Source organism: Nocardia pneumoniae NBRC 100136 (assembly GCF_000308755.1).
GTDB lineage: Bacteria > Actinomycetota > Actinomycetes > Mycobacteriales > Mycobacteriaceae > Nocardia > Nocardia pneumoniae.
In genome coordinates this window covers 64098-88697 of the sequence record NZ_BAGF01000026.1, presented here as the reverse complement: position 1 = coordinate 88697, position 24600 = coordinate 64098, and the positions used below count along the sequence as shown (strand labels likewise).

At 68.5% G+C, this 24600-nt stretch carries 22 protein-coding genes; 9 read left to right on the top strand and 13 right to left on the bottom strand.

Annotated elements, in window-relative coordinates; genetic code table 11:
* From ON34_RS07265 to ON34_RS07245, 5 genes are all read left to right on the top strand, one after another.
* Positions 1-1698 (top strand): nitrite/sulfite reductase (locus tag ON34_RS07265; protein WP_040775960.1); only part of this gene is annotated, 1698 nt, incomplete at its 5' end.
* A gap of 20 nt (positions 1699-1718) precedes the next feature.
* Complete coding sequence (locus tag ON34_RS07260) at positions 1719-2435, top strand: phosphoadenylyl-sulfate reductase (protein ID WP_040775909.1); 717 nt, start codon at positions 1719-1721, stop codon at positions 2433-2435.
* A complete protein-coding gene (cysD, locus tag ON34_RS07255; RefSeq protein ID WP_051022229.1) occupies positions 2432-3364 on the top strand; it encodes a sulfate adenylyltransferase subunit CysD in 933 nt (310 codons plus the stop codon). Before ON34_RS07260 ends, cysD begins: the two co-directional genes overlap by 4 nt.
* A 1-nt stretch (position 3365) precedes the next feature.
* Positions 3366-4661 carry a sulfate adenylyltransferase subunit 1 gene (locus tag ON34_RS07250; protein ID WP_040775907.1) on the top strand — a complete coding sequence of 432 codons (1296 nt, stop codon included), beginning with the start codon at positions 3366-3368 and terminating at the stop codon, positions 4659-4661.
* A 1-nt stretch (position 4662) separates the two neighbouring features.
* The gene (locus tag ON34_RS07245) at positions 4663-5517 is read left to right on the top strand and encodes a sirohydrochlorin chelatase (protein WP_083889193.1); all 855 of its coding nucleotides are present in this window, start codon (positions 4663-4665) and stop codon (positions 5515-5517) included.
* A gap of 436 nt (positions 5518-5953) precedes the next feature.
* Here ON34_RS07245 and ON34_RS07240 read toward each other — a convergent pair whose 3' ends face one another.
* Positions 5954-6571: a TetR/AcrR family transcriptional regulator gene (locus ON34_RS07240; RefSeq protein ID WP_040775905.1), complete on the bottom strand. Its 618-nt coding sequence runs from the start codon at positions 6569-6571 to the stop codon at positions 5954-5956.
* Positions 6572-6675: 104 nt separating this feature from the next.
* Here ON34_RS07240 and ON34_RS07235 point away from each other — a divergent pair, with 104 nt between their 5' ends.
* Both ON34_RS07235 and ON34_RS07230 read left to right on the top strand, forming a co-directional pair.
* Positions 6676-8082, top strand: coding sequence for an MFS transporter (locus ON34_RS07235; RefSeq protein ID WP_040775903.1), 1407 nt, complete (start codon positions 6676-6678; stop codon positions 8080-8082).
* An 8-nt stretch (positions 8083-8090) separates the two neighbouring features.
* Positions 8091-8774 carry an SGNH/GDSL hydrolase family protein gene (locus ON34_RS07230; protein ID WP_040775901.1) on the top strand — a complete coding sequence of 228 codons (684 nt, stop codon included), beginning with the start codon at positions 8091-8093 and terminating at the stop codon, positions 8772-8774.
* 102 nt (positions 8775-8876) lie between these two features.
* Here ON34_RS07230 and ON34_RS07225 read toward each other — a convergent pair whose 3' ends face one another.
* Positions 8877-9851 carry a helix-turn-helix transcriptional regulator gene (locus tag ON34_RS07225; protein ID WP_040775899.1) on the bottom strand — a complete coding sequence of 325 codons (975 nt, stop codon included), beginning with the start codon at positions 9849-9851 and terminating at the stop codon, positions 8877-8879.
* 98 nt (positions 9852-9949) lie between these two features.
* Here ON34_RS07225 and ON34_RS07220 point away from each other — a divergent pair, with 98 nt between their 5' ends.
* Positions 9950-10354, top strand: a complete 405-nt coding sequence (locus ON34_RS07220) for a VOC family protein (protein ID WP_040775897.1) — start codon at positions 9950-9952, stop codon at positions 10352-10354.
* Positions 10355-10557: 203 nt separating this feature from the next.
* Here the strand turns inward: ON34_RS07220 and ON34_RS07215 are convergent, their stop codons facing one another.
* Both ON34_RS07215 and ON34_RS38030 read right to left on the bottom strand, forming a co-directional pair.
* On the bottom strand, positions 10558-11352 hold the full coding sequence (locus ON34_RS07215; RefSeq protein ID WP_174372010.1) for an HAD family hydrolase: 795 nt from the start codon (positions 11350-11352) through the stop codon (positions 10558-10560).
* Between the two features lie 213 nt (positions 11353-11565).
* Positions 11566-13779: an Hsp70 family protein gene (locus ON34_RS38030; RefSeq protein WP_051022228.1), complete on the bottom strand. Its 2214-nt coding sequence runs from the start codon at positions 13777-13779 to the stop codon at positions 11566-11568.
* Between the two features lie 540 nt (positions 13780-14319).
* Here ON34_RS38030 and ON34_RS07200 point away from each other — a divergent pair.
* Positions 14320-15081 (top strand): SDR family NAD(P)-dependent oxidoreductase, encoded by a 762-nt coding sequence (locus ON34_RS07200; RefSeq protein ID WP_040775893.1) that lies wholly within the window; start codon positions 14320-14322, stop codon positions 15079-15081.
* Between the two features lie 165 nt (positions 15082-15246).
* Here ON34_RS07200 and ON34_RS07195 read toward each other — a convergent pair whose 3' ends face one another.
* The 9 genes from ON34_RS07195 to ON34_RS07160 all read right to left on the bottom strand — a co-directional run bounded on the left by ON34_RS07195 (position 15247) and on the right by ON34_RS07160 (position 24568).
* Positions 15247-16827, bottom strand: a complete 1581-nt coding sequence (locus ON34_RS07195; RefSeq protein WP_063821642.1) for an FAD-dependent oxidoreductase — start codon at positions 16825-16827, stop codon at positions 15247-15249.
* A gap of 5 nt (positions 16828-16832) precedes the next feature.
* Positions 16833-17840 carry an AurF N-oxygenase family protein gene (locus ON34_RS07190; RefSeq protein WP_040775891.1) on the bottom strand — a complete coding sequence of 336 codons (1008 nt, stop codon included), beginning with the start codon at positions 17838-17840 and terminating at the stop codon, positions 16833-16835.
* A gap of 188 nt (positions 17841-18028) precedes the next feature.
* Positions 18029-19132, bottom strand: a complete 1104-nt coding sequence (locus ON34_RS07185) for an Hsp70 family protein (RefSeq protein WP_245547920.1) — start codon at positions 19130-19132, stop codon at positions 18029-18031.
* A gap of 582 nt (positions 19133-19714) precedes the next feature.
* A complete protein-coding gene (locus ON34_RS07180; protein ID WP_040775888.1) occupies positions 19715-20710 on the bottom strand; it encodes a sulfate/molybdate ABC transporter ATP-binding protein in 996 nt (331 codons plus the stop codon).
* Positions 20707-21513 (bottom strand): sulfate ABC transporter permease subunit CysW, encoded by an 807-nt coding sequence (gene cysW / locus ON34_RS07175; protein ID WP_040775886.1) that lies wholly within the window; start codon positions 21511-21513, stop codon positions 20707-20709. Before cysW ends, ON34_RS07180 begins: the two co-directional genes overlap by 4 nt.
* Positions 21514-21562: 49 nt before the next feature.
* On the bottom strand, positions 21563-22363 hold the full coding sequence (cysT, locus tag ON34_RS07170; RefSeq protein WP_051022232.1) for a sulfate ABC transporter permease subunit CysT: 801 nt from the start codon (positions 22361-22363) through the stop codon (positions 21563-21565).
* Positions 22364-22492: 129 nt separating this feature from the next.
* Positions 22493-23539: a sulfate ABC transporter substrate-binding protein gene (locus tag ON34_RS07165; RefSeq protein ID WP_040775884.1), complete on the bottom strand. Its 1047-nt coding sequence runs from the start codon at positions 23537-23539 to the stop codon at positions 22493-22495.
* Positions 23540-23741: 202 nt separating this feature from the next.
* Positions 23742-23897 (bottom strand): Ms4533A family Cys-rich leader peptide, encoded by a 156-nt coding sequence (locus ON34_RS38470; RefSeq protein ID WP_373291878.1) that lies wholly within the window; start codon positions 23895-23897, stop codon positions 23742-23744.
* Between the two features lie 389 nt (positions 23898-24286).
* Positions 24287-24568: a hypothetical protein gene (locus ON34_RS07160; protein ID WP_040775881.1), complete on the bottom strand. Its 282-nt coding sequence runs from the start codon at positions 24566-24568 to the stop codon at positions 24287-24289.
* Positions 24569-24600: the final 32 nt, after the last annotated feature.

The following is a 24600-nucleotide window of genomic DNA, read 5'->3' as shown; positions in this document are numbered from 1 at the left end:
CCCCGCCGCGAGGCGCCCGCGGGGCCGCGCGTCCGCACCGGCAAGCCCGTGCGCCGCAAGGCCGAGGGCCAGTGGGCGCTGGGCTACCGCGAACCGCTGAACCCGAACGAGCAGTCCAAGAAGGACGACAACCCGCTCAACGTCCGCGCCCGGATCGAGAACATCTACTCGAAGACCGGATTCGACGGCATCGACAAGGGCGACCTGCGTGGCCGGTTCCGCTGGTGGGGCCTCTACACCCAGCGCGAGCAGGGCTACGACGGCAGCTGGACCGGCGACGAGAACATCGACGTCCTCGAAGCCAAGTACTTCATGATGCGCATCCGCTGCGACGCGGGCGCGCTGAACGTCGCGCAGCTGCGCACGCTGGGGCAGATCTCCACCGAGTTCGCCCGCGACACCGCCGACCTCTCCGACCGCGAGAACGTGCAGTACCACTGGATCGAGGTGCAGAACGTTCCCGAGATCTGGAAGCGGATCGAGGCGGTCGGCCTGAAGACCACCGAGGCGTGCGGCGACTGCCCGCGCGTGGTGCTCGGTTCCCCGCTGGCGGGCGAGTCGCTGAACGAGATCATCGACCCCACGCCCGCGATCGAGGAGATCGTGCGCCGCTACATCGGCAAGAAGGAGTACTCCAACCTGCCGCGCAAGTTCAAGACGGCGATCTCCGGCCAGCAGGACGTGGTGCACGAGATCAACGACGTCGCGTTCGTCGGCGTGGTGCACCCCGAGCACGGGCCCGGTCTGGACCTGTGGGTCGGCGGCGGCCTGTCCACGAATCCGATGCTGGCCCAGCGGGTGGGCGCCTGGGTGCCGCTGGACGAGGTTCCCGACGTGTGGGAAGGCGTGGTCTCGCTGTTCCGCGACTACGGCTACCGCCGCCTGCGCACCAAAGCCAGGTTGAAGTTCCTGATCAAGGACTGGGGCATCGAGAAGTTCCGCCAGGTGCTCGAAGACGAGTACCTGAAGCGCAAGCTGATCGACGGCCCCGCGCCGGAGCAGCCGACCAAGCCGATCGACCACGTCGGCGTGCAGCGGCTGCGCAACGGGCTCAACGCCGTCGGCTTCTCCCCCATCGCGGGCCGGGTGTCGGGCACCATCCTGACCAAGGTCGCCGACGCGGTGAAGCGGATCGGCTCCGACCGCATCCGGTTCACCCCGTACCAGAAACTGATCGTGCTCGATGTTCCCGACGACAAGGTCGACGCGCTGATCGACGAGCTGGAACCGCTCGGCCTGCAAGCACGCCCGTCGCTGTGGCGGCGCAACCTGATGGCCTGCACCGGCATCGAGTTCTGCAAACTGTCCTTCGCCGAGACGCGCAAGCGTTCCCAGGAACTGGTGCCGGAGCTGGAGGAGCGGCTGGCGGATCTCAACGCGCAGCTGGACGTTCCGATCACCATCAACATCAACGGCTGCCCGAATTCCTGCGCCCGCTCGCAGATCGCCGACATCGGCTTCAAAGGCCAACTGGTCGACGACGGCAGCGGGAATCACGTGGAGGGTTTCCAGGTTCACCTCGGTGGCAGCCTCGGTTTCGACAGCGCCTTCGGACGCAAACTGCGTCAGCACAAGGTGACCACCGGTGAGCTCGGCGACTACGTCGAGCGGGTGGTGCGCAATTTCGTCAAGCAGCGCGAGGACGGCGAACGATTCGCGCAGTGGGCGGTACGCGCCGACGAGGCCGACCTGAGATAAGTGTCGACGGGAGATCAACTGTGACAACCGAACTCGCGCAAAAGCTGTCCGAGGACGAGCTCCGCGCCATCGCCGCGCGCGGCGCCGCCGAACTCGACGGCGCATCGGCTACCGAACTGCTGCACTGGACCGAGGACACCTTCGGCTCGAGCTACATCGTGGCCTCCAACATGCAGGACGCGGTGCTGGTGCATCTCGCCTCCCAGGTCCGCGCTGGCGTCGACGTGCTGTTCCTGGACACCGGCTACCACTTCGCCGAGACCATAGGCACCCGCGACGCGGTGGAGGCGGTGTACGGAGTGAACGTGGTCAACGTGCGCCCGGAACACACGGTGGCCGAACAGGATCGGCTGCTCGGCAAGGATCTGTTCGCTCGCGAGCCGAACGAGTGCTGCCGGTTGCGCAAGGTCGTCCCGCTGCAGAAGTCGCTCGCCGGGTACAACGCCTGGGTCACCGGCATCCGCCGGGTGGAGGCGCCGACGCGGGCCAACGCGCCGCTGATCTCGTTCGACGAGGCGTTCGGACTGGTGAAGATCAATCCGATCGCGCCGTGGTCGGACGAGGAGATGCAGGACTACATCGCCACCCACGGCATCCTCGTCAATCCCCTGGTGGAGGAGGGATATCCGTCCATCGGCTGCGCTCCGTGCACACGGAAGCCGGAGCCGGGAGCCGATCCGCGAAGCGGCCGTTGGGCCGGCCTCGCCAAGACCGAATGCGGGTTGCATCAATCATGACCGAAACCATTCGTAGCGAACGTTCCCTCGGCATCAGCGATTTCGACACCCTCGCCGCGCTGGAGTCCGAGTCGATTCACATCTTCCGCGAGGTGGCGGGCGAATTCGAGCGGCCGGTGATCCTGTTCTCCGGCGGCAAGGACTCCACCGTGCTGCTGCACTTGGCGCTCAAGGCGTTCTGGCCCGCACCGCTGCCGTTCGCGCTGTTGCACGTGGACACCGGGCACAACCTGCCCGAGGTGCTGGAGTTCCGGGACAAGGTCGTCGAGCGCTACGGCCTGCGCCTGCACGTGGCCAAGGTGGAGGACTACCTGGCCGACGGCCGGCTCACCGAGCGCCCCGACGGAATCCGCAATCCGCTGCAGACCATCCCGCTGCTGGACGCGATCAGCGAGAACCGGTTCGACGCCGTGTTCGGCGGCGGCCGCCGTGACGAGGAACGCTCCCGCGCCAAGGAGCGGATCTTCTCGCTGCGCAACGCGTTCGGGCAGTGGGACCCGAAGCGTCAGCGTCCCGAGCTGTGGAACCTGTACAACGGGCGCCACGCGCCGGGCGAGCACGTGCGCGTGTTCCCGCTGAGCAACTGGACCGAGCTGGACATCTGGCGCTACATCGCCCGCGAGGACATCGATCTGGCGAGCATCTACTACGCGCACGAGCGCCCGGTGTACCTGCGCGACGGCATGTGGATGACGCCCGGCGTGTGGGGCGGCCCGCGTGAAGGCGAGGTGCTGGAGACCCGCTCGGTGCGCTACCGCACCGTCGGCGACGGATCCTCCACCGGCGCCATCCTTTCCGACGCGGCCGACAACGAGGCGATCCTCGCCGAAGTCGCCGCGTCCCGACTGACCGAACGCGGTGCGACCCGTGGCGACGACCGGGTTTCCGAGGCCGCGATGGAAGACCGCAAGCGAGAGGGTTATTTCTGACATGTCCGACCTATTGAGGCTGGCCACCGCCGGTTCTGTCGACGACGGCAAGTCCACTCTGGTCGGACGCCTGCTCTACGACACGAAATCCGTTCTGGCCGACCAGATCGACGCCGTCACCCGCGCGTCGGTGGACAAGGGTCTCGCCACACCGGATCTCTCGCTGCTCGTGGACGGGTTGCGCGCGGAACGCGAACAGGGCATCACCATCGATGTCGCCTACCGCTACTTCGCCACGCCGCGCAGGTCTTTCGTGCTCGCGGACACCCCCGGGCACGTGCAGTACACCCGCAACACCGTCTCCGGCGCGTCCACCGCGCAGCTGGTGATCCTGCTCGTCGACGCGCGCAAGGGCGTCATCGAGCAGACCCGCAGGCATGCCGCGGTGCTCGCGCTGCTCGGCGTGCCGAAGCTGGTGCTCGCGGTGAACAAGATCGACCTGGTCGACGACGCCGCGGCCGTCTTCGCGGCCATCTCCGCGGAGTTCACCGAGCTCACCCGCACGCTGGGCTGGTCGAGTGAGGACGTGCTGGAGATCCCGGTCTCGGCGCTGCACGGCGACAACATCGCCACCCGGTCGGACAACACCCCGTACTACGACGGTCCCTCGCTGATCGAGCACCTGGAATCGGTGCCGGTCGACGCCGACAGCACCGGCAATCACGCGCTGGGCCTGCGTTTCCCGGTGCAGTACGTGATCCGGCCGCGCACCGCCGAGTACCCGGACTACCGCGGCTACGCGGGACAGATCGCGGCGGGTTCGGTCGCGCCGGGTGACGAGGTGGTGGTGCTGCCCTCCGGTATCCGCACCACCGTGGAGCGGATCGACACTCCCGACGGCGAGCTCGCGGTGGCGCAGACCGGGCGCAGCGTCACCTTGATCCTGGCCGACGATGTCGACATCTCGCGCGGCGACATCATCGCCTCGACCGCAGACGCCCCGGAGCCCATCGACGCGTTCGACGCCACGGTGTGCTGGCTGGGCGACAAGCCGCTGCGCCCCGGCGCCCGGCTGCTGCTCAAGCACGGCACCCGGACCACCCAGGCGATCGTCGGCACGCTGCTGGAGCGCTTCGACGAGCAGCGCCTCGCAGCCGATCCGAACCCGGAAGCCTTGGAGCTCAACGATATCGGACGCATTTCGGTCCGCGTCGCCGAGCCGATCGCGGCCGACGACTACCGGGTGAACCGGCACACCGGCAGCTTCCTGCTGATCGACCCGGCCGGTGGCAACACGTTGGCCGCCGGGTTGGTCGGCAATGTGCTGACCGCCGTCGAGGTCGGCACCGGAGTCTGACATGGCGGTATCGCGAGCCCCGTTCGGCGCCCGGCTGGTCACGGGAGCCGTGGGGGGCCGCGTCACATCCCGGTTCGGCTCCGCACCGACCGCGCTCGGGCGCGTCACCACGGAGAAGCCGCCCGCGCTGATCGCGGTGGCGCACGGAAGTCGCGATCCGCGGTCCGCGGCGACCGTTGCGGCGGTCGTCGCCGCCGTCGCGACCGCACGGCCGGACATCGACGTGCGCACGGCGTTTCTCGACCTGAACACGCCTTCGGTCGAACAGGTCGTGGACTCTCTTGCCGCCCAAGGGCATACGCATGCGGTGGTCACGCCGCTGCTGCTCGGCAGCGCCTTTCACGCCAGGGTCGACCTGCCCGGTCTGCTCGGCGCGGCCCGCACCCGTTATCCCCAGCTGCGGTTGACCCAGGCCGATGTCCTCGGCTCCGACGCCTTGCTGATCGGCGCGCTGCGGGACCGTGTTCTCGCCGCCCGCGCCGTCGAGCACGCCTCGGCGAACCGGCGGATCGGCGTCGCGGTCGCCGCGGTCGGATCGTCGTCCGCGGCCGCCAACGCCCGCACCGCCGAGGTGGCGGCCCGGCTCGCCGCACGCACCGGCTGGCTCACCGAGATCTGCTTCGCGACCACCGAACCGTCTGTCCTCGAAGCGATCCCGCGTCTGCACGCCCGCGGAGCCGACCACGTCGTGGTCGCGCCCTGGTTCCTTTCTCCTGGCCTGCTGACCGACCGCCTGCTGCACGCGGCACCCGAAGCCGTGCACACCGACGTGCTAGGCCCTCATCCGGCCCTCACGGCCGTCATCCTGGATCGCTACCACGCGGCGATCGCCGAGACACCCGCGCTCTCGGCCTGACCCGGCTCGGCTGGATCGTGCCAATCCCCACCCGAATATGCCAAAAGCACAGCCGGGCAACCGGATATACGGCTCGGGTCCGGAGCGGCGAAGCGCCCCGGACCCTGGTCGCACCGGCTATGGAATAAGGAGCATTCCAAAGAAATCGGAGACCAGACGGACAACCTGATCGATGAAGCGCGGAATCATCACGTTCCTCCTGCCGCTCAGTGAAGTTACCAACCAGTCCGTACTGAATTCGCTCTCCAGCAACGGGTTACAAGGCATTCGTTGCAGCGCATGCAAAGGATGGCACTCCGCCTGGTCTGACGCCGGATTCCGGCGCGTCGCACCAGTTGACGGTCCATTTGCTGCGCAATAGCTTGGCTACCCGTCATCGTGGCGACACGCAGAACGATCTTGTCATCGAAAACCGGATCGCCGACCGGGCAGCCGCTCAGCCGAGCAGGTCGTCGACCACGGCGCGGGCGGTGGCGACGCCGCGCTCGTCGCCCATCTGCCGGGCGGTGTGCGCCGCGGCGATCACCGCGTCCAGTTCGAATGCGATGGCGTCGGCGGCGCGCTCACCGAGATGGCCCTGTCCCTGGGCCCGGCGAATCTCCTTGACCAGCAAGGCGAGCCAGTCCCGGCGGTCCGCGGCGATGGCGTCGCGGACCGGGCCCGGTCTGCTGTCGAACTCGGCGAGGGTCGCGACGCGGAAGCATCCGCCGGGGAACGCCGGGCTTATCACCTGACCGAACCAGCGCTCGACCAAGGCGCGGAGACGCGGCAGTCCCCTGGGCTCGCTCATGCTCGGGGTGATCACCTCGTCGATGAACACCTGTCGCGCGGACGCCACCGCGGCGAGTTGCAGGCTCTCCTTACTGCCGAAGAGGGTGGCGATGCCGCTCTTGCTGACGCCGAGGTCGCTGGCCAGCCGCCCGATGCTGAGCCCGGTCAGCCCTTCGACGGAAGCCACGTCGGCGGCGCGGCGGGCGATCGATGCGCGCGATCGCGCGCCCTTGGCCAGACGCTGATCGGTTTCGCGCGGCGGGTCGGTGACGGACTCGGCCATGGTCTCATTCTTCCACTCGACGGTTGCATATACGAACGTACGGTCGTACTTTAATTGTACGAACGATCGTGCGTTTTGTTTCCTGCAATCCGAAGGACTCCCCCATGACAGATGTGTCCGCACGGGTGGATAGCCCACCGACCGCGGCCACCCGCACACTGCTGATCGCTAGCGGCGCGGCATTCATCGCCTTCCTCGACCTCTCGGTCGTCAACATCGCCTTTCCCTCCATCGCCCGCGACTACCCCGGCACGGCGGCCACCACGCTGACCTGGGTGGTCAGCGGATACGCGGTCGCCTTCGCGGCACTGCTGACCCCGGCGGGCCGGTTCGCCGACGCGCTCGGGCGCCGCAGGCTCTTTCTCGGCGCCCTGGCCGGTTTCGCCCTGACCTCCCTGCTCTGCGGTCTCGCACCCACCGCGGGGTGGCTCATCGCGGGCAGGTTGCTGCAAGGCGCCACCGCGGCGCTGATGGTGCCGTCCGCCCTCGGCCTGGTACTCGCCGCCACCCCGCGCGAGAAGATCGGCGCGGCGATCGGAGCCTGGTCGGCCGCGGGCGGATTCGCCGCGGTGGTCGGTCCCGCGCTCGGCGGCGCGCTGGTCGAAGGGTTCAGCTGGCGCGCGGTTTTCGTGATCAACGTGCCGGTGGCGGTCGTGCTCATCGCCGCGACGGCTCGCATACCCGCCTCCGGCGTCCGGCCGCAGGGCAGCGCGCTACCGGATCCGCTCGGCACGCTCGCGGTCGCGCTCGGTCTCGGTGGATTGGTCGCGGGCGTCACCGAAGGGCAACGCTGGGGCTGGACCTCGGCCGGGACGCTCACCGCGTTGATCGGCGGTGGCCTGCTGGTCGTGGCCGCACTCGCCCGCTCGGCGCGCCACCACGACCCCGCGATCGCCGTGGAGCTCTGGCGCAGCAAGCCGTACGCGCTGGCCAACGCGACCTCGTTCGTCTTCGGCGCCGCGATGTTCGCCTGGCTGCTGTCGGGACCGCTGTTCCTGGACGGGATCTGGGGCTATTCGGTGCTCGGCTCCGCGGGCGCGATGACCATCGGAGCGGTGGCCTCGATGGTGACCGCGACCGTCGCGGGCCGGGTCGGCTCCCCCACGGTCAGGCGGTGGCTCGGTGTCCTCGGCGCGTTGATGTTCGTCGCGTGCACAGCGTGGATGAGCACCGATGCGTTCGGGTCGACTCCGGCGCTGTGGTCGGCGTGGATTCCGGCCGGTGTGCTCGGCGGTGGGGGCATCGGGTTCCTCGTCACCGTGCTGGGCACCGCGGCCGCGAGTTCGCTTCCGCCGCAGCAATTCGCCGCGGGAACCGGCATGAATCTTACGGCGCGGCAGGTGGGCGGCGCGCTCGGCGTCGCCGTGCTCGCCGCGGTGTTCGCGGCGCGTCCCGACGACCCGCTCGACGCGTTCCACACCGTGTTCGCCGTTTGCGCGGGCATCGCCGCCGTGGCCGCCTGCCTGGCGGCGCTGCCGGTCCGCACCCCGTCCCGCTCCATCGAAAGCTAGGAACAGCCTTGAGCGACAACTCCCTTCGCACCGAAGCCAACGACCCGATGCTGCTGTCCCCCGAGGAACAACGCCGCCTGCTCGCCGACGCGCCGTGGCGGCGATACGCGGTACTCGGCGACTCCATCGCCCAAGGCGTCGGCGACCCGAGCCCCGGGTACGAACCCGTGGGTTGGGCCGACCGTGTCGCCGCCGTGCTCACCGCGGTGCGTCCCGATTTCGCGTACCTGAACACCGGCCGGATCGGCGCCACCTCCGCCCAGGTCATCGCCGAACAATTGCCGTCCGTGCTGGAATTCCAGCCCGACCTGGTGCATCTGAGCTGCGGCGGCAACGACCTGTTCCTGCCGGGCGGGGACATCGCCGGGCTGCGCGAGAATCTGGACACCCTGTTCGGGACACTGGCCCGGACGGGGGCTCAGCTCGTCACCTTCACCCTGGCCGACGTCTGGGAAACCGAGCGCATGGCGCCGATGCGTCCGATGCGCGACCGCATGGCCGCGCTCAACGACCTGGTCCGCGAGCTGGCCGCCCGCTACGACGCGCTCCTGCTCGAACTCTGGGACCACCCACTGCGCCTGCGCCCCGACCTGATGAGCGCCGACCTCATCCACTTCAGCACCAGCGGCCACGCCGTGCTCGCCTCGGACATGGTGCGAAGGTTGGCCGACCACATTCCCGCATCCCGCTGATTCCCGATCGGGACGTGGCTGAACCTCGTGCGGCGAGTGGCATGACGCCATCCACGCCCTGCAGGCCGAAGGGGTGGGCCGATTGATTCGTCCGCGGGCTCGTCAGGAAGCACCGCTGGACGCACTGTCCGCGTCGGGGCGGTAGCGGTCGAGGAGTTCGGCGCCGAGGCGGGCCAGCTCGGCGCGCACCTCTGGTGGTCCGACGACGTCGATCGATGCACCCCAACCGGCCAATTGCTGGGCGATCATCCAGGCCGTCGGGGCGGTGATGCGAACCTGGACGCGACCGTCGTCGGCCGGGCCGTCCACGAGGCAGTTCCTGCCCTGCTGGTCGCGCAGGATGGGCAGCAGGCGCTCGGGCACGAGAACGGTCGCGGCGGTGGTGGCGCGCCGCCGCTCCATCTCCTCGACCACCTCCGCCCAGGCGGCGGACAGATCGAAATCCTCTGGACGATCGGCGGTTTCGTCGGTCAGGAGCGCTTCGGCGATGCGGTCGACACGGAACGTTCGCTGTCCGCGCTCGGTCCCGGCGATCAGATACCAGACGGCGTCCTTGTCCACCAGGCCCCACGGGTCGACGAGACGCTCGGAGCGCTCGCCGGTCCGGTTCGCATAGCGCAGCCGGACCTTGACGCGCTGCACGACCGCTCGTTGCAGCAGCGACACCACCGGCGGCAGCTCCCGGTCGGTCGCACCCCAGCGGGCCGGGTCGATCACGACCGCGTCGGCCGCCGCCTCGGCGTCGCCGCGGAAGGTCTGCGGAAGTGCCCGCACCAGCTTGCGCAGGGCGGATTTCGCTTCCGGCACCGCGCCCGCGGATGGACCGGCCAGCAGGAACAACGCCCGCGCCTCCCCCGCGGTCAGCCCGCTCAGGTCGGTTCGGGCGCCGCCCACCAGCGACCACCCGCCGCCGCGTCCCGGCTGCGGATACACCGGCACCCCGGCCGCCGACAGCGCCTCGAGATCTCGCCGCGCCGTGGCGACCGAGGTCTCCAATTCCGCGGCGACCTGCGCGGCCGTCACTCGCCCACGGGTCTGCATCATCAACAGGATCGCCACCAACCGGTCCGCTCGCATGCGCACAATTCTGCCGCTAAAAGTGATCATTCAGTGCGCACTTTGAGTCGGATGATGGATTCACCAGCACGAACGAAGACCAACCGAAGGAGATCCCCATGCTGCGCGGAATGGCGACGAGCACCTTTTACGCCGACGACCTCGAGGCCGCCAAAGACTGGTACAGCGAGTTCTTCGGCATCGAGCCGTACTTCCACGTCCCGAACGGCTACTACGAGTTCCGCATCGGCGATTACCAGCACGAATTCGGCATCGTGAACCGCGCGTACGCCCCCGAGGGCGCGCGCAACGCGCCCGGCGGCGCCATCGTCAACTGGCATGTCGACGATTTGCAGGCGACGTTCGACCGGCTGCTGGAGCTCGGCGCGACGGTGTACGACCCCATCACCCCGCGCGGCGAGGGCTTCGTCACCGCCTCGGTGGTCGACCCGTTCGGCAACGTCCTGGGACTGATGTCGAACCCGCACTACCTCGAAGTCCTCGCCAAGACCGGCCCGGCGTAACCCGAACGAGGGACATGGCATGGCGTTATGGCCAGCGACGATCCATCAAGATCCGCAAGTGGCTGGCCATAAGCGCCCACATATCCGCCGAAACCCATGGTGCCCGTATCGGATGTCGCCGCGACGGCGCCGAACGATCATCAATCGAGGACGAGAACGCGACGCGGACGATTCACAGCTATCGGAGGTATCACTCGGCCGGGTCAGGGACGGAACCAGCGCTCCAGGACCGTGGCGACCCCGTCTTCGAGGACGTGGCCGGTGACCTCGTCGGCGAGCTCGCGAATCTCCGCGGGAGCGTTGCCCATCGCTACCGCATGCCCTGCCCAGCACAGCATCTCGCGGTCGTTGTAGCCGTCGCCGATGGCCAGCGTCGCTTCGCGCGGGATGCCGAGCGCGGTGCGCAGACGTTCCAGCGCCCAGCCCTTGGACACGCCCGCCCGCGATACCGTGAGCCACGGCCCGTACTCGCCGTGCACCCAGCTCGCGCCGGGCACGCGAAGGGAGCGCAGGGCGAGCAGCATCTCTTCCAGCGAACCGCCCGGCAGCCAACCGTTCAGTCGAGGGGTTGGTTCGCTGCTCAACACGTGATGGTCGACGAGCAGGAACTCCCCGAGCGAGTATTCGCCGGGGCCGGCGGCGGTGGCCCACGTTCCGATACCGACCTTCTCCACCGCGAACACCATCTCCGGGAACAACGCGCGCAGTGCGGTGATGGCTGGTGCGGGGTCGAACGCCTGCACGGCGACCGGCTCCACTTTGGCCACGTCGATGTGCACGGCGCCGTTCGAGCACAACGCGTGCCCGTCGCGCAGGCCGAGTTCGACGAGCACGGGACGCGTGGCCAGTAGCGTTCGCCCCGTCGTCACCACGACATGCGCACCCGCCGCTATCGCCGCGCGTACCGCCGCGAGCACTCGTGCACTGATCGGAGTGCCGGTATCCAGCAGTGTCCCGTCCACGTCCAGCGCGATCAACTGGGGTCCCCCGGATGCCATCAACCTATTGTGCCTCCGCGATGCGATACCCGTCAGCGAATTTTGTGCGCCGAGAACGCAACGCGCGCCGCGAGATTCGTTACGGTCGCCACGTGTCCCCGTGCGATGACATCACTGGCACCGCGCCCCGTCGGCTGACACCGTCCGCCGAGCAAGACAGCAGCCGCCTCCGATCAGCGCGCACCCCAACACGGTCGGCCTTGATGGAGGCTACTAGCGACCGCGAGCTCCGCCGCTGGCACCACTCGCACCCGCGCCTCCACCCGCCGACGACCCGCCCGGCTTCGATCCCCCGACCGAGCCCGATCGACTCGACGATCCGCCGGAAGACGAAGCGCCCGACGAATTCCCACCTACGGAACCACTCCGAGACGACGCACCGCCCGGGCGCGCGCCGGATGCGGACCCACCAGTCGAAGAGCCACCGGCCGAGCCATGCGATGACGAACCACCGGTCGAGCCATGCGATGACGAACCACCGGTCGAGCCATGCGACGAGGAACCACCTGTCGACCCACTCGACGAGGAACCCCCGGTTGAACCAGCCGACGAGGAACCATCGGTCGACCCACCAGATGAAGACCCTCCGGACGAACCGTTCGAAGACGAACCACCAGCCGTCCCACCCGACGAGGAATTGCCGGTCGAACCGCTGGTCGAAGCGTTGCCGCTGGCGGAATCAGTGCTCGACGACGTTCCGCCGGTCGAGGTCTGGTCGGAACCTCCCGACGAAGCGCCCCCGGTCGGCTCACCCGGTGCAGAGCCACCGGGTGTGCCCGTTTCGCCGGAGCCGCTCTGTCCCGATGACGCTCCGGAACCCTGCGTGTCGGAGGTGCCGGTAGCGGGAGGATCCGTCCGGGTGCCCGGCATCGCGCCAGGGCTGGTCGCACCGGAAGCAGGGTGCGCCACGGGGGAAGTCGAGTCACCCTGCGAAGTAGGAAAATTGACGCCAGGTACCGGAATGGGGCCGCCGGGGTGTGCCGGTTCGGGTGTCCCGGCACCGGGAACGGCAACGGGAAGCTGGCCCGGTTCGGGAGCCCCGCCGACCACGAGCCCACCCGGCACACCGGACACGGGCCCGGCAGGACCTCCGGGCACCCGGACGACCGGGTCGAAGGGCAGCGGATTCGCGAAGTAGGCGGGATCGCCATATCCGCCGCGACGCAATCCGCCCTGGGTACAGCAGTTCCGCGGATCCCGGTGCGAGCCGATCCGTGACTCGGATACCGAAGGACCATAGCTCGCGCTGCGCGGCACCGGCGTAATGAATCGGGTGTACGCGGAGGTACGCGGGGACAGGAACGCGGGCAGTACGCGGTTCGCATTCCATCCGGCTGGCGCGGACATTCGCGACCAGGCCTCCGCGAATCGCTCGCCGCCCACCTCATAGAGCAGGTTGTCGGCTGGCGCCTCGAGATCAGGAAGGCGCTCCAGCATGGGCGACAACTCCGGAACGGTGGGTCCGCCGAAAACGGTCACGGCCGACATCGCGACCGCGGAAACCACCGCCGCACTGGAGAACACGGCAACCCGGGGAGCATTGCCGCGGTCGCTCGCGGCGCCGAGCGCCATGGTTCGCGCCGCCATGAGGGCGGCGCCCGCGGCGATGGTGTGGCCGGGGTCGGCCGAGATCACCACGGGACGCCCCAGTTCGGCGAGCGTGCGCGCCACTTCGGCGGGGCGGGACGCGCCGCCCACCAGCAGGATGCGACCGATATCGGACATCGTGATGCCCGCTGACCGGACGCACTCACGGACCAGTTCGAGGGAGTCCTGTATGTGCGCTACGCGCAGTCCGTCGATGTCGACCAGGGAGGTCATCGACAGACGCGTGGACTTGGGCGGCGCGTCCGGGGCGTAGCGCGCGATCATCGAACCCAGCGGTCTGCCGCCGAAGTCGTACGAGCGCATCGGTTTTCCGATCATGGGATGGTTGTCCCAGTCCGGGCCGACCCGCACGATGGTCACGTCGAGACTCGTGCCGCCGAGGTCGTACACCAGCACGAAGCTGGTCTCCAGCGGGCCGTGCTCGTGTTCCAGCCATTCCGCGGCCGCGACGGGTTCCGGCACCAGAAGCACGTCACCCGCGCCGGATAGATCCAGCGCTTGGCGCAGTAGCGCGACCTGCTTGTCGGAGTATATCGCCGGGTAGGTCGTCACGACTCCCGCTTCGGACGCGCCCGGCTCGACCGCGCGGAGTTCGTTCACCACCGCGGCGACGAGGTTGGCGGGCGACCAGATGCGCCCGCCGACGATCACGGTATCCGGATCACGACCCAGATCGGCGAAATCGGTGACCGCCATGCTGAATTGGGCAATCCCGCCGAGCCGCAATCCGCCCGCGCTGTCGAACGTCACCGCGGTGCGCCGCGACCGCACCGCTGGCCGCGTTCGTTCCGCGGTGACCGAAGCCGTCACGGAGTTCACTGCACCGATGCTGAAGCCCAGACCTGTTGTCATTCGCTATCCCGTCAACGCACCGTGACCACGTCCATCACATGGAGTTCCCCTGTGGCCGCGGTCGTCTTCCAAACAGCCACCACAGGTTAGCTGTTTCGCGACCTCGTGGATGCGCAATTGATATGGATGTCTCGCCGATCGCCATAATCGTCCGAATTGCCAGGTAAAACTGCCGACATTGCCGCATTCAGCCCTCTGGACATTGCTCAATGCAGTTGCGTTGGGGGACATTCCGCTACCTCACAGCGATCTCGATATCATCGCGACAACCCGACCTGCAGACGGTTTCCGGCACTGAAACACACCGCGCGACAGACACTTATCGGTCGGTTACCAAAAGATTGCCCTTGCTATGCAGTTCCCGTGGCGCTAACCCAGCGAGCAACTCGTTGACGTATCAACGCAACGTCCGATTTACGCCAGCATCGCCCTCGGCGCCCGGCTTGACTCGATAGCGGGACCCCACCACGGAGGTGGGACCGCGAGAGTGGAAAGGGAAGAGAAACCATGCCAACACGATTCGCCGAGCAGGTCGTCCTGATCACCGGTGCCAGCTCGGGCGTGGGCAAAGCCGTGGCCATGCGAGTCGCGGCCGAAGGCGCCGCGGTCGTGCTCGGCGCGCGCGGCAAGGACGCGGGTGAGCAAGTGGCCGCCGACATCCGCGCGGCCGGCGGGCGCGCGCTGTTCGTGCCCACCGATGTCACGGTGGAACAGGACGTGGCCCGGCTGACCGAGGCGGCGGTCTCCGAATACGGCCGCCTGGACGCCGCATTCAACAACGCGGGCGCCGTGTGCGCGTTCGGGCCTATCTCGCAGATCGAGGAGGCGGGCTGGCGCGAAGACCTGGAGCTCAACCTCACCAGCGTGTTCTACGGATTGCGGCATCAGGTTCCCGCGCTGGCGGCGTCCGGCGGCGGCGCGATCCTGAACAACGCGTCGAATCTCGGCGTGGTGGGGATGGGTTCGGTGGCGCCCTATGTCGCGGCCAAGCACGGCGTGGTCGGCTTGACCAGAGCTGTGGCGCTGGAGGCAGCCGACCAGGGCGTCCGGGTCAACGCGCTGGTGTCCGGGGCGGTCGACACCCCGGCGTTCCGGAATTCGATGGGCGCCACACCCGAAGGGGAGGCGGCCATCGCCGCCCTGCACCCGATGGGCCGCATCGCCACTCCGGACGAGATCGCCTCGTTGTGCGCCTACTTGCTCAGTGGTGAGGCGAGTTTCGTCACCGGCGCGGCACTGGCGATCGACGGCGGATTCACCGCACGCTGACCCGCCTCGGACCCGGCCGTGCGCGGCCTGAGGGCGGACTACGTTCGGCAGCGCCCGTTATGCGCATCTCCGCGGTGCGCGGGCTGACGAAGGAGTACGTCGGACCGCGCCAATGGGGAGTCCGCCTCGAGGTACCGGTGCAGGCGGGGTACCTCGAGGCGGAGTTCAGGTGCGAGCCAGCAGACGACGGACGCGGCCGGTGCGATCGGCTGCACTGGCGCGCACCGCGGGCTGACGCACGCGCACCAAGCGGTCGAACTCGGCGGCGGTTCCGGTGGGTTCGGGCAGCCGCCCCGCGTTGAAGTCCGCGGCCAGCTGCCGGACCGTCTCCTGGGCGCAGGACTTGTTCGTACCGATGAAACCGGTGGGTCCGCGCTTGATCCAGCCGGTGACGTAGACGCCGGGCACCACCGAGCCGCCCGCGCGCTCCAGCACACGACCTTCCGCGTTCGGGATCACTCCCGCGCTCTCGTCGAACGGCACGCCCGGCACCGCGACGCCGCGGTAGCCGACCGAGGTGAGCACCATTCCGGCCTCGAGCCGATCGGTCTCTCCCGTCGCGACCGCGCGAAGACGTCCGTCCGGATCGGGGACGAGCTCGGTGCGGCCGACCTCGATGCCGGTTACCCGGTCGGTGCCCAGGATCGCGGCGGGCGCGGCCAGGTAGCGGAATACGATCCGCTTGCGCTCACCGACGGGCCTGGTGCGGACGCTGTGCAGCAACCGCAGCTTCTGTTCGACATGGAAGGGCAGCTCCGCGCCGAGATCCGGTAGCTTCCCTTCGATCACGATGTCCACATCGCATCCGAGCAAACCGACGAATTCCGGCACGGTGAAGGCGGATTCGAGCGGACCGCGGCGACCGAGCACCACCACTTCCTCGACCTTGCTCTCCCGCAATGCCCGTAGCGCGTACGGCGCGATGTCGGTATGCGCCAGCGCCTCCGGGTCACTGGTCAGGACACGCGCGACATCGAGGGCGACATTGCCGTTGCCGACGATCACCGCACGCCGACCGGACAGGTCGAAGACCCGGTCCACGTAGTCGGGATGACCGTTGTACCAGGCCACGAAATCGGTGGCCGAGACGTTGCCGGCCAGCCCCTCACCCGGGATGCCGAGCTTGCGATCCGACGACGCGCCCACCGCGTAGATCACCGCGTGGAAGTGGTCGAGCAGTTCGGCGGCCGACACGTGCGCGCCGACCTCGACGTCGAGGTACGACCCGAACCCCGGCTGCGCCGAGATCACGTCGAACAGGCCGCCGACCTTGCGGGTCTTGTCATGGTCCGGTGCGACGCCGTGCCTGGCCAGCCCGTAGGGCACCGGCAGCCGATCCAGCACGGTCACCGACACGTCGGGCTGGGTCAGCAGCTCGTCGGCGGCGTACATCGCCGACGGACCCGACCCCACGATCGCCACCCGCAGCGGCGCGCGCTCGGTGTGTATCCGCGCCGCGGGCACCGGCCGGGCCAGCAGCGGGCGCGGCCGGGTCTGCCGGTAGAAATCGGCGTTGATCTCTATGAACGGCTTCTGCTCTTCGGTCAGCTTCTTCGATGACACGATGGCGTCGACCGGGCACGCGGTGGCGCAGGCACCGCAGTCCACGCAGGCCCGCGGGTCCACGTACAGCATCTCCGCCGTCCGGAAGTCCGGTTCGTCGGGCGTGGGATGGATGCAGTTGACCGGGCAGGCATACACGCAGGACGCGTCGCTGCAGCACGATTGGGTGACGACGTAGGGCATGCGGCTCAGGCGACCTTGCTCACGGCGCGCAGCGGCTCCGACCGATACCGGGTGGCGTGGCCGTCGATCCCGAGCGCCTTCCAGACGGCCTTGGCTACCGGGTTCATCAGCCCGATCTCCTTGGCCAGGGCGCGCACGTCGCAGAAGTAGTCGCTGAAGACCTGCTTGGCCTCCTTGGACCCGTAGAACAGCTCCTTGCGCACCTGCTCGGGGATGTCGAACTCGGTGAAGAACGACCGCGGCGGGGTCACGATGGCGCGGCCGAGAATCCACATGACGATCGGCATGGCCAGCGACAGGATGAACTTCTGCCGCGGGTTCGCCTGCGGCACATGGTTCTTCAGGAACTCGTGCGCGAAGGAGATGTGCCGCGCCTCTTCCGCGACGTGAATGGCCATCACGCCGCGCATGATCGGGTGCACCTCTTCGCCCGAGCGCAGGATCTGCTTCTGGATGTGGTCGATCGGCTCTTCACCGGCCAGCACGGCCATGAAGAACAGGTTCGGGAACCAGGCCGCCACCGGCGCGCCCAAGTACTTGAACTTGCTGACCAGCGGGCCCATGCCGGGGACGTCCAGCCCGATGCGGTTGACCATCTCCTGGAACATCAGGGTGTGGTTGTGCTCCTCGATCATCTCGTGGGAGCAGTACCGGAACTCCGGCGAACCGTTCGGCAGGCCGAAGTTGTGGATGACCATGCCACTGATCAGGATCGACTCGAACTGCAGGCCGACCTTGGCGATATTCGCCTGGCGGTATTTGCCGACCGCGATCTTCTGTTCGGTCGACAGCGCCTGGTACCACGGGTGGCGGGCCACCGTGTCGGCGGACACCGGAAGGATCCAGCGCTCTTCACCGGCGTCGGCGGCGAAATCGGGGTTGTCCCAGTCGATGTCCTCGAATGGGTCGAAGTGCTTGTTGACCGATCCCTCGGAGAGCAGCAGCAGCTTCGCGGCGTACTCCTGCGCCTTCTCCAGATCGGGATCCACTGCGGGCGTCACGGCTGCGGACATCGTCGTCACTGCCTCTCCTCCGATGTAACCATTTAACTGTATCCCATAGTTACACCAACGGAGAGTTACGTCAACCCAGCAGTTGCTCGGGCCGTCCGGCGATGCGCGCCCTCATCACGCGCACCGCCGGACGGCCCTGCATTTCATGGCCCGAATCCGCGCCTATGGGCGCAGTCGGGAAGTTCTCCCTAGCTCATGAGCGCCCCGTCTCCGGCCGCCAACAGCGAGGTCGCCAACCCGGTGCTCCAGACCCCCGCGACGACGACCGCCCTGCTCAACCGGCGCCCGGTCCGGCGCGACAGCATCAGGGCGCGGCGGGTGGCCGCGCGACGACGGGCGCGGCGGCGCCGGATACGTCGCTGCTCGGCCAGCGCGTCCGCCGCGGCAGCCGCCCTCCGGCCCAGGATCGCGGCGCCGTCGGCGATGGTCCGCTCAGGGTCCGGCGCCGTGATCACCGGCCTGGCCAATTCGTCCGCGAGGACCTGGGCGACCTCCGGGGGACGCGCCGCGCCGCCGACCACGAGAACACAGTCGACATCGGCCATGGTGACGTCCGCGACGCGCAGGCAGCGGTACACCAGCTGGACGGATTCCCGGATATGACGGGCGCGCAGTTCGTCGGCGGCCGCGTCGGTGACCGACTGCGAAACCGAGAACGACGCCAGATCCTGTCCGGCGTGTTCGGCGACCAGCGCACCGAACGCGCGTCCGCCGAAGTCGGTGGAACGCAACGACACGCCGACGATCGGATTGCGCGGACACCCCGCCCCGACCCGGACCAGGGTGACGTCGAGCCCCGCGCCGCCGAGATCGTAGACCAGCGCCAGGCCGGGCATCAGCGGACCGCGGTCGGCTTCCAGCCAGGCCGCCGCCGCGGTCGGCTCGGCGACCAAGGCGACCTGTCCGAGTTCGACCCCGTCCAGTGCCGTGCGCAGCGCGTCGACCTGCTCGTCGGCGTAGCGGGCGGGATAGGTCATCGCGATACCGACGCCGCCGCCGGCCGGATGATCTTCCAGCACCTCGCCGATCAGGCACTTCGCGACCGTGGCGACGAGGTCCGCCGGGGCGAGCGCGCGGTTGCCGACCCTCGCCCAGGTGCTGGACGGCTGCGTGAGGTCGGCGAACTCGGTCACCGCGCGACCGTGCCTCGGCAGCATGCCGACCCTGGCCACGCCGGTGCTGTCGAAGGCCAACATGGTCCGGCGCGTGATCGTCTGCGGGCGCTGCGCTTTGCGGCGCCCCGGCGGAGCCTTGGCCGAACCTTCCTCCGCGAGAACGGAAACCGTGTTCACCGTACCGATGCTCAATCCGAGACCAACCGCCATCGCAAACCACCCCGATCGCCGTGCCGATTTGCTTCGAACGTCGTCCAGGCAACCACTCCGCGATCTTCCTGCCAAGGCCGGACAACCGATTGTCCGCGAGCCGCCTGTGGGTGGCCGCGTCGCTCGGGCGGTCGCCGACGCGCTCACCTGCGCACACCAGGGCAGACATTCCGTCCAGTCGGATTTCCTTGGGACACGCAGAGATCGGCACATGCCCGGTTATGGTTTGCCAGGAACCGCGTTTTATACCGCTCTGTCCGGAACAACATCCTCGGACATGCGCAGAATGTCCTTGACCAGCCTGGAAGTCGGAATGCGGATAATTAGCGACATCGAGAAGGGGATCAATCAGACAATATTCAGCGACACCAGCTCACGCACCCGGCTCAACGCCACCGTCACCCGTGTCGCGATGCGAGCTCGTCGCGTGCCGCTCACCCCGGCGCCGTGCCGCAGACCGTCACGAGACGGACGCAGCCGAACGCCCGAGAAACACAGCAACTTTCCAGCACACAGCGGCCGGATCGAGTCGCGCCTATCCGGAATGTCCTAGTGCGCGGGAAGATCCGGAAGGCGGGTGGCCCGGACGTAGACCGTCTCGCCGTCCGAGAGCCGCAGCGCCTCCGCGTCACCACGGGTGACCTGCGCGGCGAACAGGTCGCCGGTCGCGGCGTTGCGCAGTTCCACGCGCACCTCGAAGCCGAGGTGGACCACGCGTTCCACCGTCGCCCTGGTGACGCCCGCCGACTCCGCGGTGCCCTCGTGCTCGGCGAGCGCCATGCTGGGGTCGCGGCCGACGCGAATGTCGTGCGGGCGAACCAGATGTCCGTTGAGCCTGGCCACCGCGCCGAGGAAGGACATGACGAACTCGTTGGCGGGCCGGTCGTACACGTCCTCCGGGGTGCCGACCTGCTCGATGCGGCCCTTGTTCATCACCGCAATCCGGTCGGCGACGTCGAGCGCCTCCTCTTGGTCGTGGGTGACCAGCACGGTGGTCACGTGGACCTCCTCGTGCAGGCGACGCAGCCAGGTCCGCAAATCGGCGCGAACCTTGGCGTCCAGCGCGCCGAACGGCTCGTCCAGCAGCAGCACCTGCGGATCGACGGCGAGCGCGCGAGCCAGCGCCATGCGCTGACGCTGGCCACCCGACAGCTGCGCCGGGTACCGGTGCTGGAAGCCGTCCAGTCCCACGATGCCCAGCAGCTCGTCGACGCGCTTGTTGATCTCGTTCTTCGGGCGCTTGCGGATCTTCAAGCCGAACGCCACGTTGTCGCGCACGGTCATGTGCTTGAACGCCGCATAATGCTGGAACACGAACCCGATGTCGCGCTTCTGCGGCGGCACCCGGGTGACGTCGCGGCCCGCGATGGTGACCACGCCGGAGTCCAGCGACTCCAGCCCGGCGATCGAGCGCAGCAGCGTCGACTTGCCCGAGCCCGACGGGCCCAGCAGCGCGGTCAGCTCGCCGGAGGGAATGTCGATGGTGACGTCGTCGAGGGCCGCGAACGAACCGTAGTTCTTGTTCGCGTTGGTCACGGTGATCACTTTGCGCCCCGCTTACGTTCGAGGAGGGTCATCAGCAGAAGGGTGACGAGCGCGATGCCCATCAGCAAGGTCGCGGCGGAGTAGGCGCCGAAGGTGTTGTGGTCGTTGATGTACCGGCCGTGCACGAGCAGCGTCAGCGTCAGCGACCGGCCGGGCAGGGCGGAGGACACCATGATCACCGCGCCGAACTCGCCGAGCGCGCGCGCCACGGTGAGCACCACGCCGTAGGTCAGGCCCCAGCGGATCGCGGGCAGGGTGATCCGCCAGAACGTCTGCCACCGGGACGCGCCGAGCGTGGCCGCGGCCTGCTCTTGGTCGTCGCCGATCTCGTGCAGGACCGGCTCGACCTCGCGCACCACGAACGGGAGCGTGACGAAGATGGTGGCGATCACCATGCCCGGCAGGTTGAAGATCACCTTGAAGCCGAGATCTTCCAGCCCGCCGAACCAGCCCCCGGCGCCCCACAGCAGGATCAGCGAGACGCCGACCACGACGGGCGAGACCGCGAACGGCAGGTCCACGATGCCCTGAACCAGATTGCGGCCAGGGAAGTTTCCGCGGACCAGCGCGATCGCCGTCACGATGCCGAAGACGACGTTCACCGGAACGACGATCGCCACGATCACCAGAGACAGCTGGAACGCCGAGATCGCCGCGGGCGTGGTGATCGAGTCGACGAACGCGCCGACACCCCGTTCGAAGGTGCGCCACAGAATGATGACCAGCGGCAATACCAGCAGCACGAATAGGTAGCCGAGCGCCACCGTCCGCAGCGAAATGCGGGTCAACGGGGACAGTTTCATCGGGTGAGCTCCCTCGTGCGGGAGGCCCCGACGGGTGCGCGATTGTGTCTCATCGGGACGCCTGTTCCTTGCGGGCGGTGCGTTCGGCGAGCAGCCGCAGCACGAGCAGCGTCGCGAACGAGATGGCCAGCAGTGCCACGGACACCGCCGCCGCGTTCACCGGCCGGTCGATCTCGATCTGCTTCTGGATGTACTGGGAGGCCATCTCGGTCTTACGCGGGATCGCGCCACCGATCAGCACCACCGACCCGTATTCGCCGATCGCGCGGGCGAAGGCGAGGCCGCCGCCGCTGATGATCGCGGGCGCCAACGCGGGGAGCACGATACTGCGGAACGTGGTCCAGTTGTTCGCGCCGAGCGAGAGCGCGGCCTGCTCGACCTCGCGGTCGGCCTCGATCAGCACCGGCTGCACCGAGCGCACCACGAACGGCAGCGTGACGAACGCCAGCGCCACCACCAGGCCCGGCTGGGTGGCGTTGAGGTGGATATCGATCGGGCTCTGCGGTCCGTACAGCGAGAGCAGCACGATGCTGGCCACGATCGTCGGCAGCGCGAACGGCAGATCGATCAGCGCGTTGACCACGCCCTTGCCGGGGAACTCGTCCCGCACCAGCACCCAGGCGATGAGTGTGCCCATCACCACGTTGATCACCGCCACCACCACCGAGACGAGCACCGTGATGCGCAACGAGTCCAGCGCGGCGGGCGCGGTGACGGCGTCGGCGAAGCCGGACCAGCCTTCCTCGAAGGAGGTCACGGTGAGCGCCGCCAGCGGCAGCAGCACGATGATGCTCAGCCACAGCACCGCGGTCGCGATGCCGAGCGGGCCCACCGAACCGGTCACGCGCAGCCATGACCAGTTCCAGCGCCCGGTCCGGCGCGCGGCGTTGGAGACGCCGGGGCCGTCTGCCTGTGCGGTTCCGGCGTTACTGCTGTCGATCACAATCGTCCAGTATCCCGTGTAACGGAGGTCACCCCGCTACTTGGTCGCCTTGTCGTAGATCACCGCGACGGAGCCGGTGTTCGCGGCGAACAGGTCCTTGTCCACGGTCTTCCAGCCGCCGAGGTCGGCGATGGTCCACAGCTTCTGCGGGGTCGGGAAGTCCTTGGCGTAGTCGGCGGCGACCTTCGGGTCGACCGGGCGGAAACCGGCGGCGGCCCATGCCTTCTGGCCCTCGGCGGTGAACAGGAAGTCGCGGAAGGCGACGGCCTTCTCCTGGTTCTTGCTGTTCTTCAGCACCGCGACCGGGTTCTCGATCTTGAAAGTGACCGGAGGGACGATGTGCTCGATCGGATCGCCGTTGCGCTCGGCGAAGATCGCCTCGTTCTCGTAGCTCAGCAGCACGTCACCGGTGCCCTGCAGGAAGGTCTCGGTCGCCTCGCGGCCGGACTTGGGCTGCACCTTCACGTGCTCCTTGGAGACCAGCTGGCTCAGGTAGTCCAGGCCCGCCTGCGGGTTCTTGCCGCCCTCGCTCTTGGCCGCGTACGGCGCCAAGAGGTTCCACTTGGCCGAACCGGAGCTGAACGGGTTCGGGGTGACCACCTCGATGCCCGGCTTCAGCAGGTCGTCCCAGTCCTTGATGCCCTTCGGGTTGCCCTTGCGCACCACGATCGCGACGACCGAGCCGAACGGGATTCCCTTGGTGGCGTCGGCGTTCCAGCTCGCGTCCACCAGGCCCGCGTCGACCAGGCGGGTGATGTCGGGCTCCACGGAGAAGTTGACGACATCCGCCTCGGCGCCGTCCTTGACCTTGCGGGACTGGTCGCCGGAGGCTCCGTAGGACTGCTGGATCTGGACGCCCTTGCCCTGCTCGGTCTTGTTGAACTCGGGGATCACCTTGTCGAAACCGGGCTTCGGCACGGCGTAGGCGTAGAGGTTCAGGGTGCCGCCGCTGCCGTCGGCGCGGTCTGCCCCGGCTGTGTCGCTCGCTCCGCCGCCGCACGCGGTTAGCGCGACCGCCGCCAGTGCGGCGAGGGCAACGGCGCTGTAGCGTCGACGCGGCGTGAGCCAGGATTTGCGAGCCATCGGGGTGGACCTTTCGTGCGGACCGCCAGCTGTCCGGTAGTGCATCGGTGGCGGCGACAATTGTGTTGAGCTGTAGACCTGCCGTGCGAAACAGGACGGCAGTGGCGCGACTATCGGCCGCGACGGGCCGGGAGGACGAACACGTCCGCAGAAAGCGCGCCAGTCTACTGGGAAACGAGACGCGGACGTGCCCGGCCGCCGATCAGCGACAGTAGACGTCCGCGACCGCGAGGTCACCGACAGCAATCAACGCCAACTCATGGCGGACCTGCGGGACTGCGCTCGACGACACGGGCCGACTGTAGCAGAGCGCACGGCGGAGTTCGAATCGAAGATCCCAGCAAGAGCCGGGTTTCATCCCATGTTCACCCAGGCGCATCCCATCCGTACGGTGGTCCCCGCGATTGCGGCAACACGGGGGGCATCCGGCCGACCGTACGGTCCTGGTTATCTTGCGGTCACTGCCGAGAATCCTCGGCGGCCGCACGCTGCCGAGTTGCACCGGGCCGCCGCACCGGAGTATCGCGACGCCATGATCACCGAGGTCGCGACGCCGGACCGGCGAAACGGCAGCCGCCCATACGCAGGAATCCGGCCTGATCGAGGACCGACGCGCCCGAGGTCGGCGGGACCCTCGCTCGGACCGGCGAGAACCCTGGCGGCGCCGCGCTCAGCGGGTGATCAACCAGGCGACGACGACGAGCACGAGCAGAGCGATCAGCGCGAGCTGCACCCGCGAACGAGGCATCAGCGCGCTCCGCTCTGGACGGGCCTGCGGTCCTCCGCGGCCACCTGCTCGGGTTCGGGCATCGCCGCCGCGCCGATCGGCGCGGACCGCACCGGCACGACATCGGCCGCGTACCGCCGGTCGAGCATGCGCAGCACGACACGCAGGGCGCGGTCGAGCCCGTAGGCGATGGCGAAGCTGATCGGGACCATGCCGACGAGGACCACGAGGAACTGCGGAATGAACGGCAGTCCCGCGACCCACAGCTCGAAGCCGTCCCACCACCCTGCGATGCGATGCACGGCTCCAGCCTAGTCGGTTCGCCGCCCGGCTC

Bases quoted from the DNA above. Each gene is read 5' to 3' on its own strand.
- cysD (WP_051022229.1), top strand. From the start codon at position 2,432: ATGACCGAAACCATTCGTAGCGAACGTTCCCTCGGCATCAGCGATTTC.
- ON34_RS07225 (WP_040775899.1), bottom strand. From the start codon at position 9,851: ATGCGAGCGGACCGGTTGGTGGCGATCCTGTTGATGATGCAGACCCGT.
- ON34_RS07215 (WP_174372010.1), bottom strand. From the start codon at position 11,352: ATGGCATCCGGGGGACCCCAGTTGATCGCGCTGGACGTGGACGGGACA.
- ON34_RS07190 (WP_040775891.1), bottom strand. From the start codon at position 17,840: ATGTCCGCAGCCGTGACGCCCGCAGTGGATCCCGATCTGGAGAAGGCG.
- ON34_RS07200 (WP_040775893.1), top strand. From the start codon at position 14,320: ATGCCAACACGATTCGCCGAGCAGGTCGTCCTGATCACCGGTGCCAGC.
- ON34_RS07240 (WP_040775905.1), bottom strand. From the start codon at position 6,571: ATGGCCGAGTCCGTCACCGACCCGCCGCGCGAAACCGATCAGCGTCTG.
- cysW (WP_040775886.1), bottom strand. From the start codon at position 21,513: ATGAAACTGTCCCCGTTGACCCGCATTTCGCTGCGGACGGTGGCGCTC.
- ON34_RS38470 (WP_373291878.1), bottom strand. From the start codon at position 23,897: ATGAAACCCGGCTCTTGCTGGGATCTTCGATTCGAACTCCGCCGTGCG.
- ON34_RS07245 (WP_083889193.1), top strand. From the start codon at position 4,663: ATGGCGGTATCGCGAGCCCCGTTCGGCGCCCGGCTGGTCACGGGAGCC.
- ON34_RS07250 (WP_040775907.1), top strand. From the start codon at position 3,366: ATGTCCGACCTATTGAGGCTGGCCACCGCCGGTTCTGTCGACGACGGC.
- ON34_RS07165 (WP_040775884.1), bottom strand. From the start codon at position 23,539: ATGGCTCGCAAATCCTGGCTCACGCCGCGTCGACGCTACAGCGCCGTT.
- ON34_RS07235 (WP_040775903.1), top strand. From the start codon at position 6,676: ATGACAGATGTGTCCGCACGGGTGGATAGCCCACCGACCGCGGCCACC.
- ON34_RS07195 (WP_063821642.1), bottom strand. From the start codon at position 16,827: ATGCCCTACGTCGTCACCCAATCGTGCTGCAGCGACGCGTCCTGCGTG.
- ON34_RS07220 (WP_040775897.1), top strand. From the start codon at position 9,950: ATGCTGCGCGGAATGGCGACGAGCACCTTTTACGCCGACGACCTCGAG.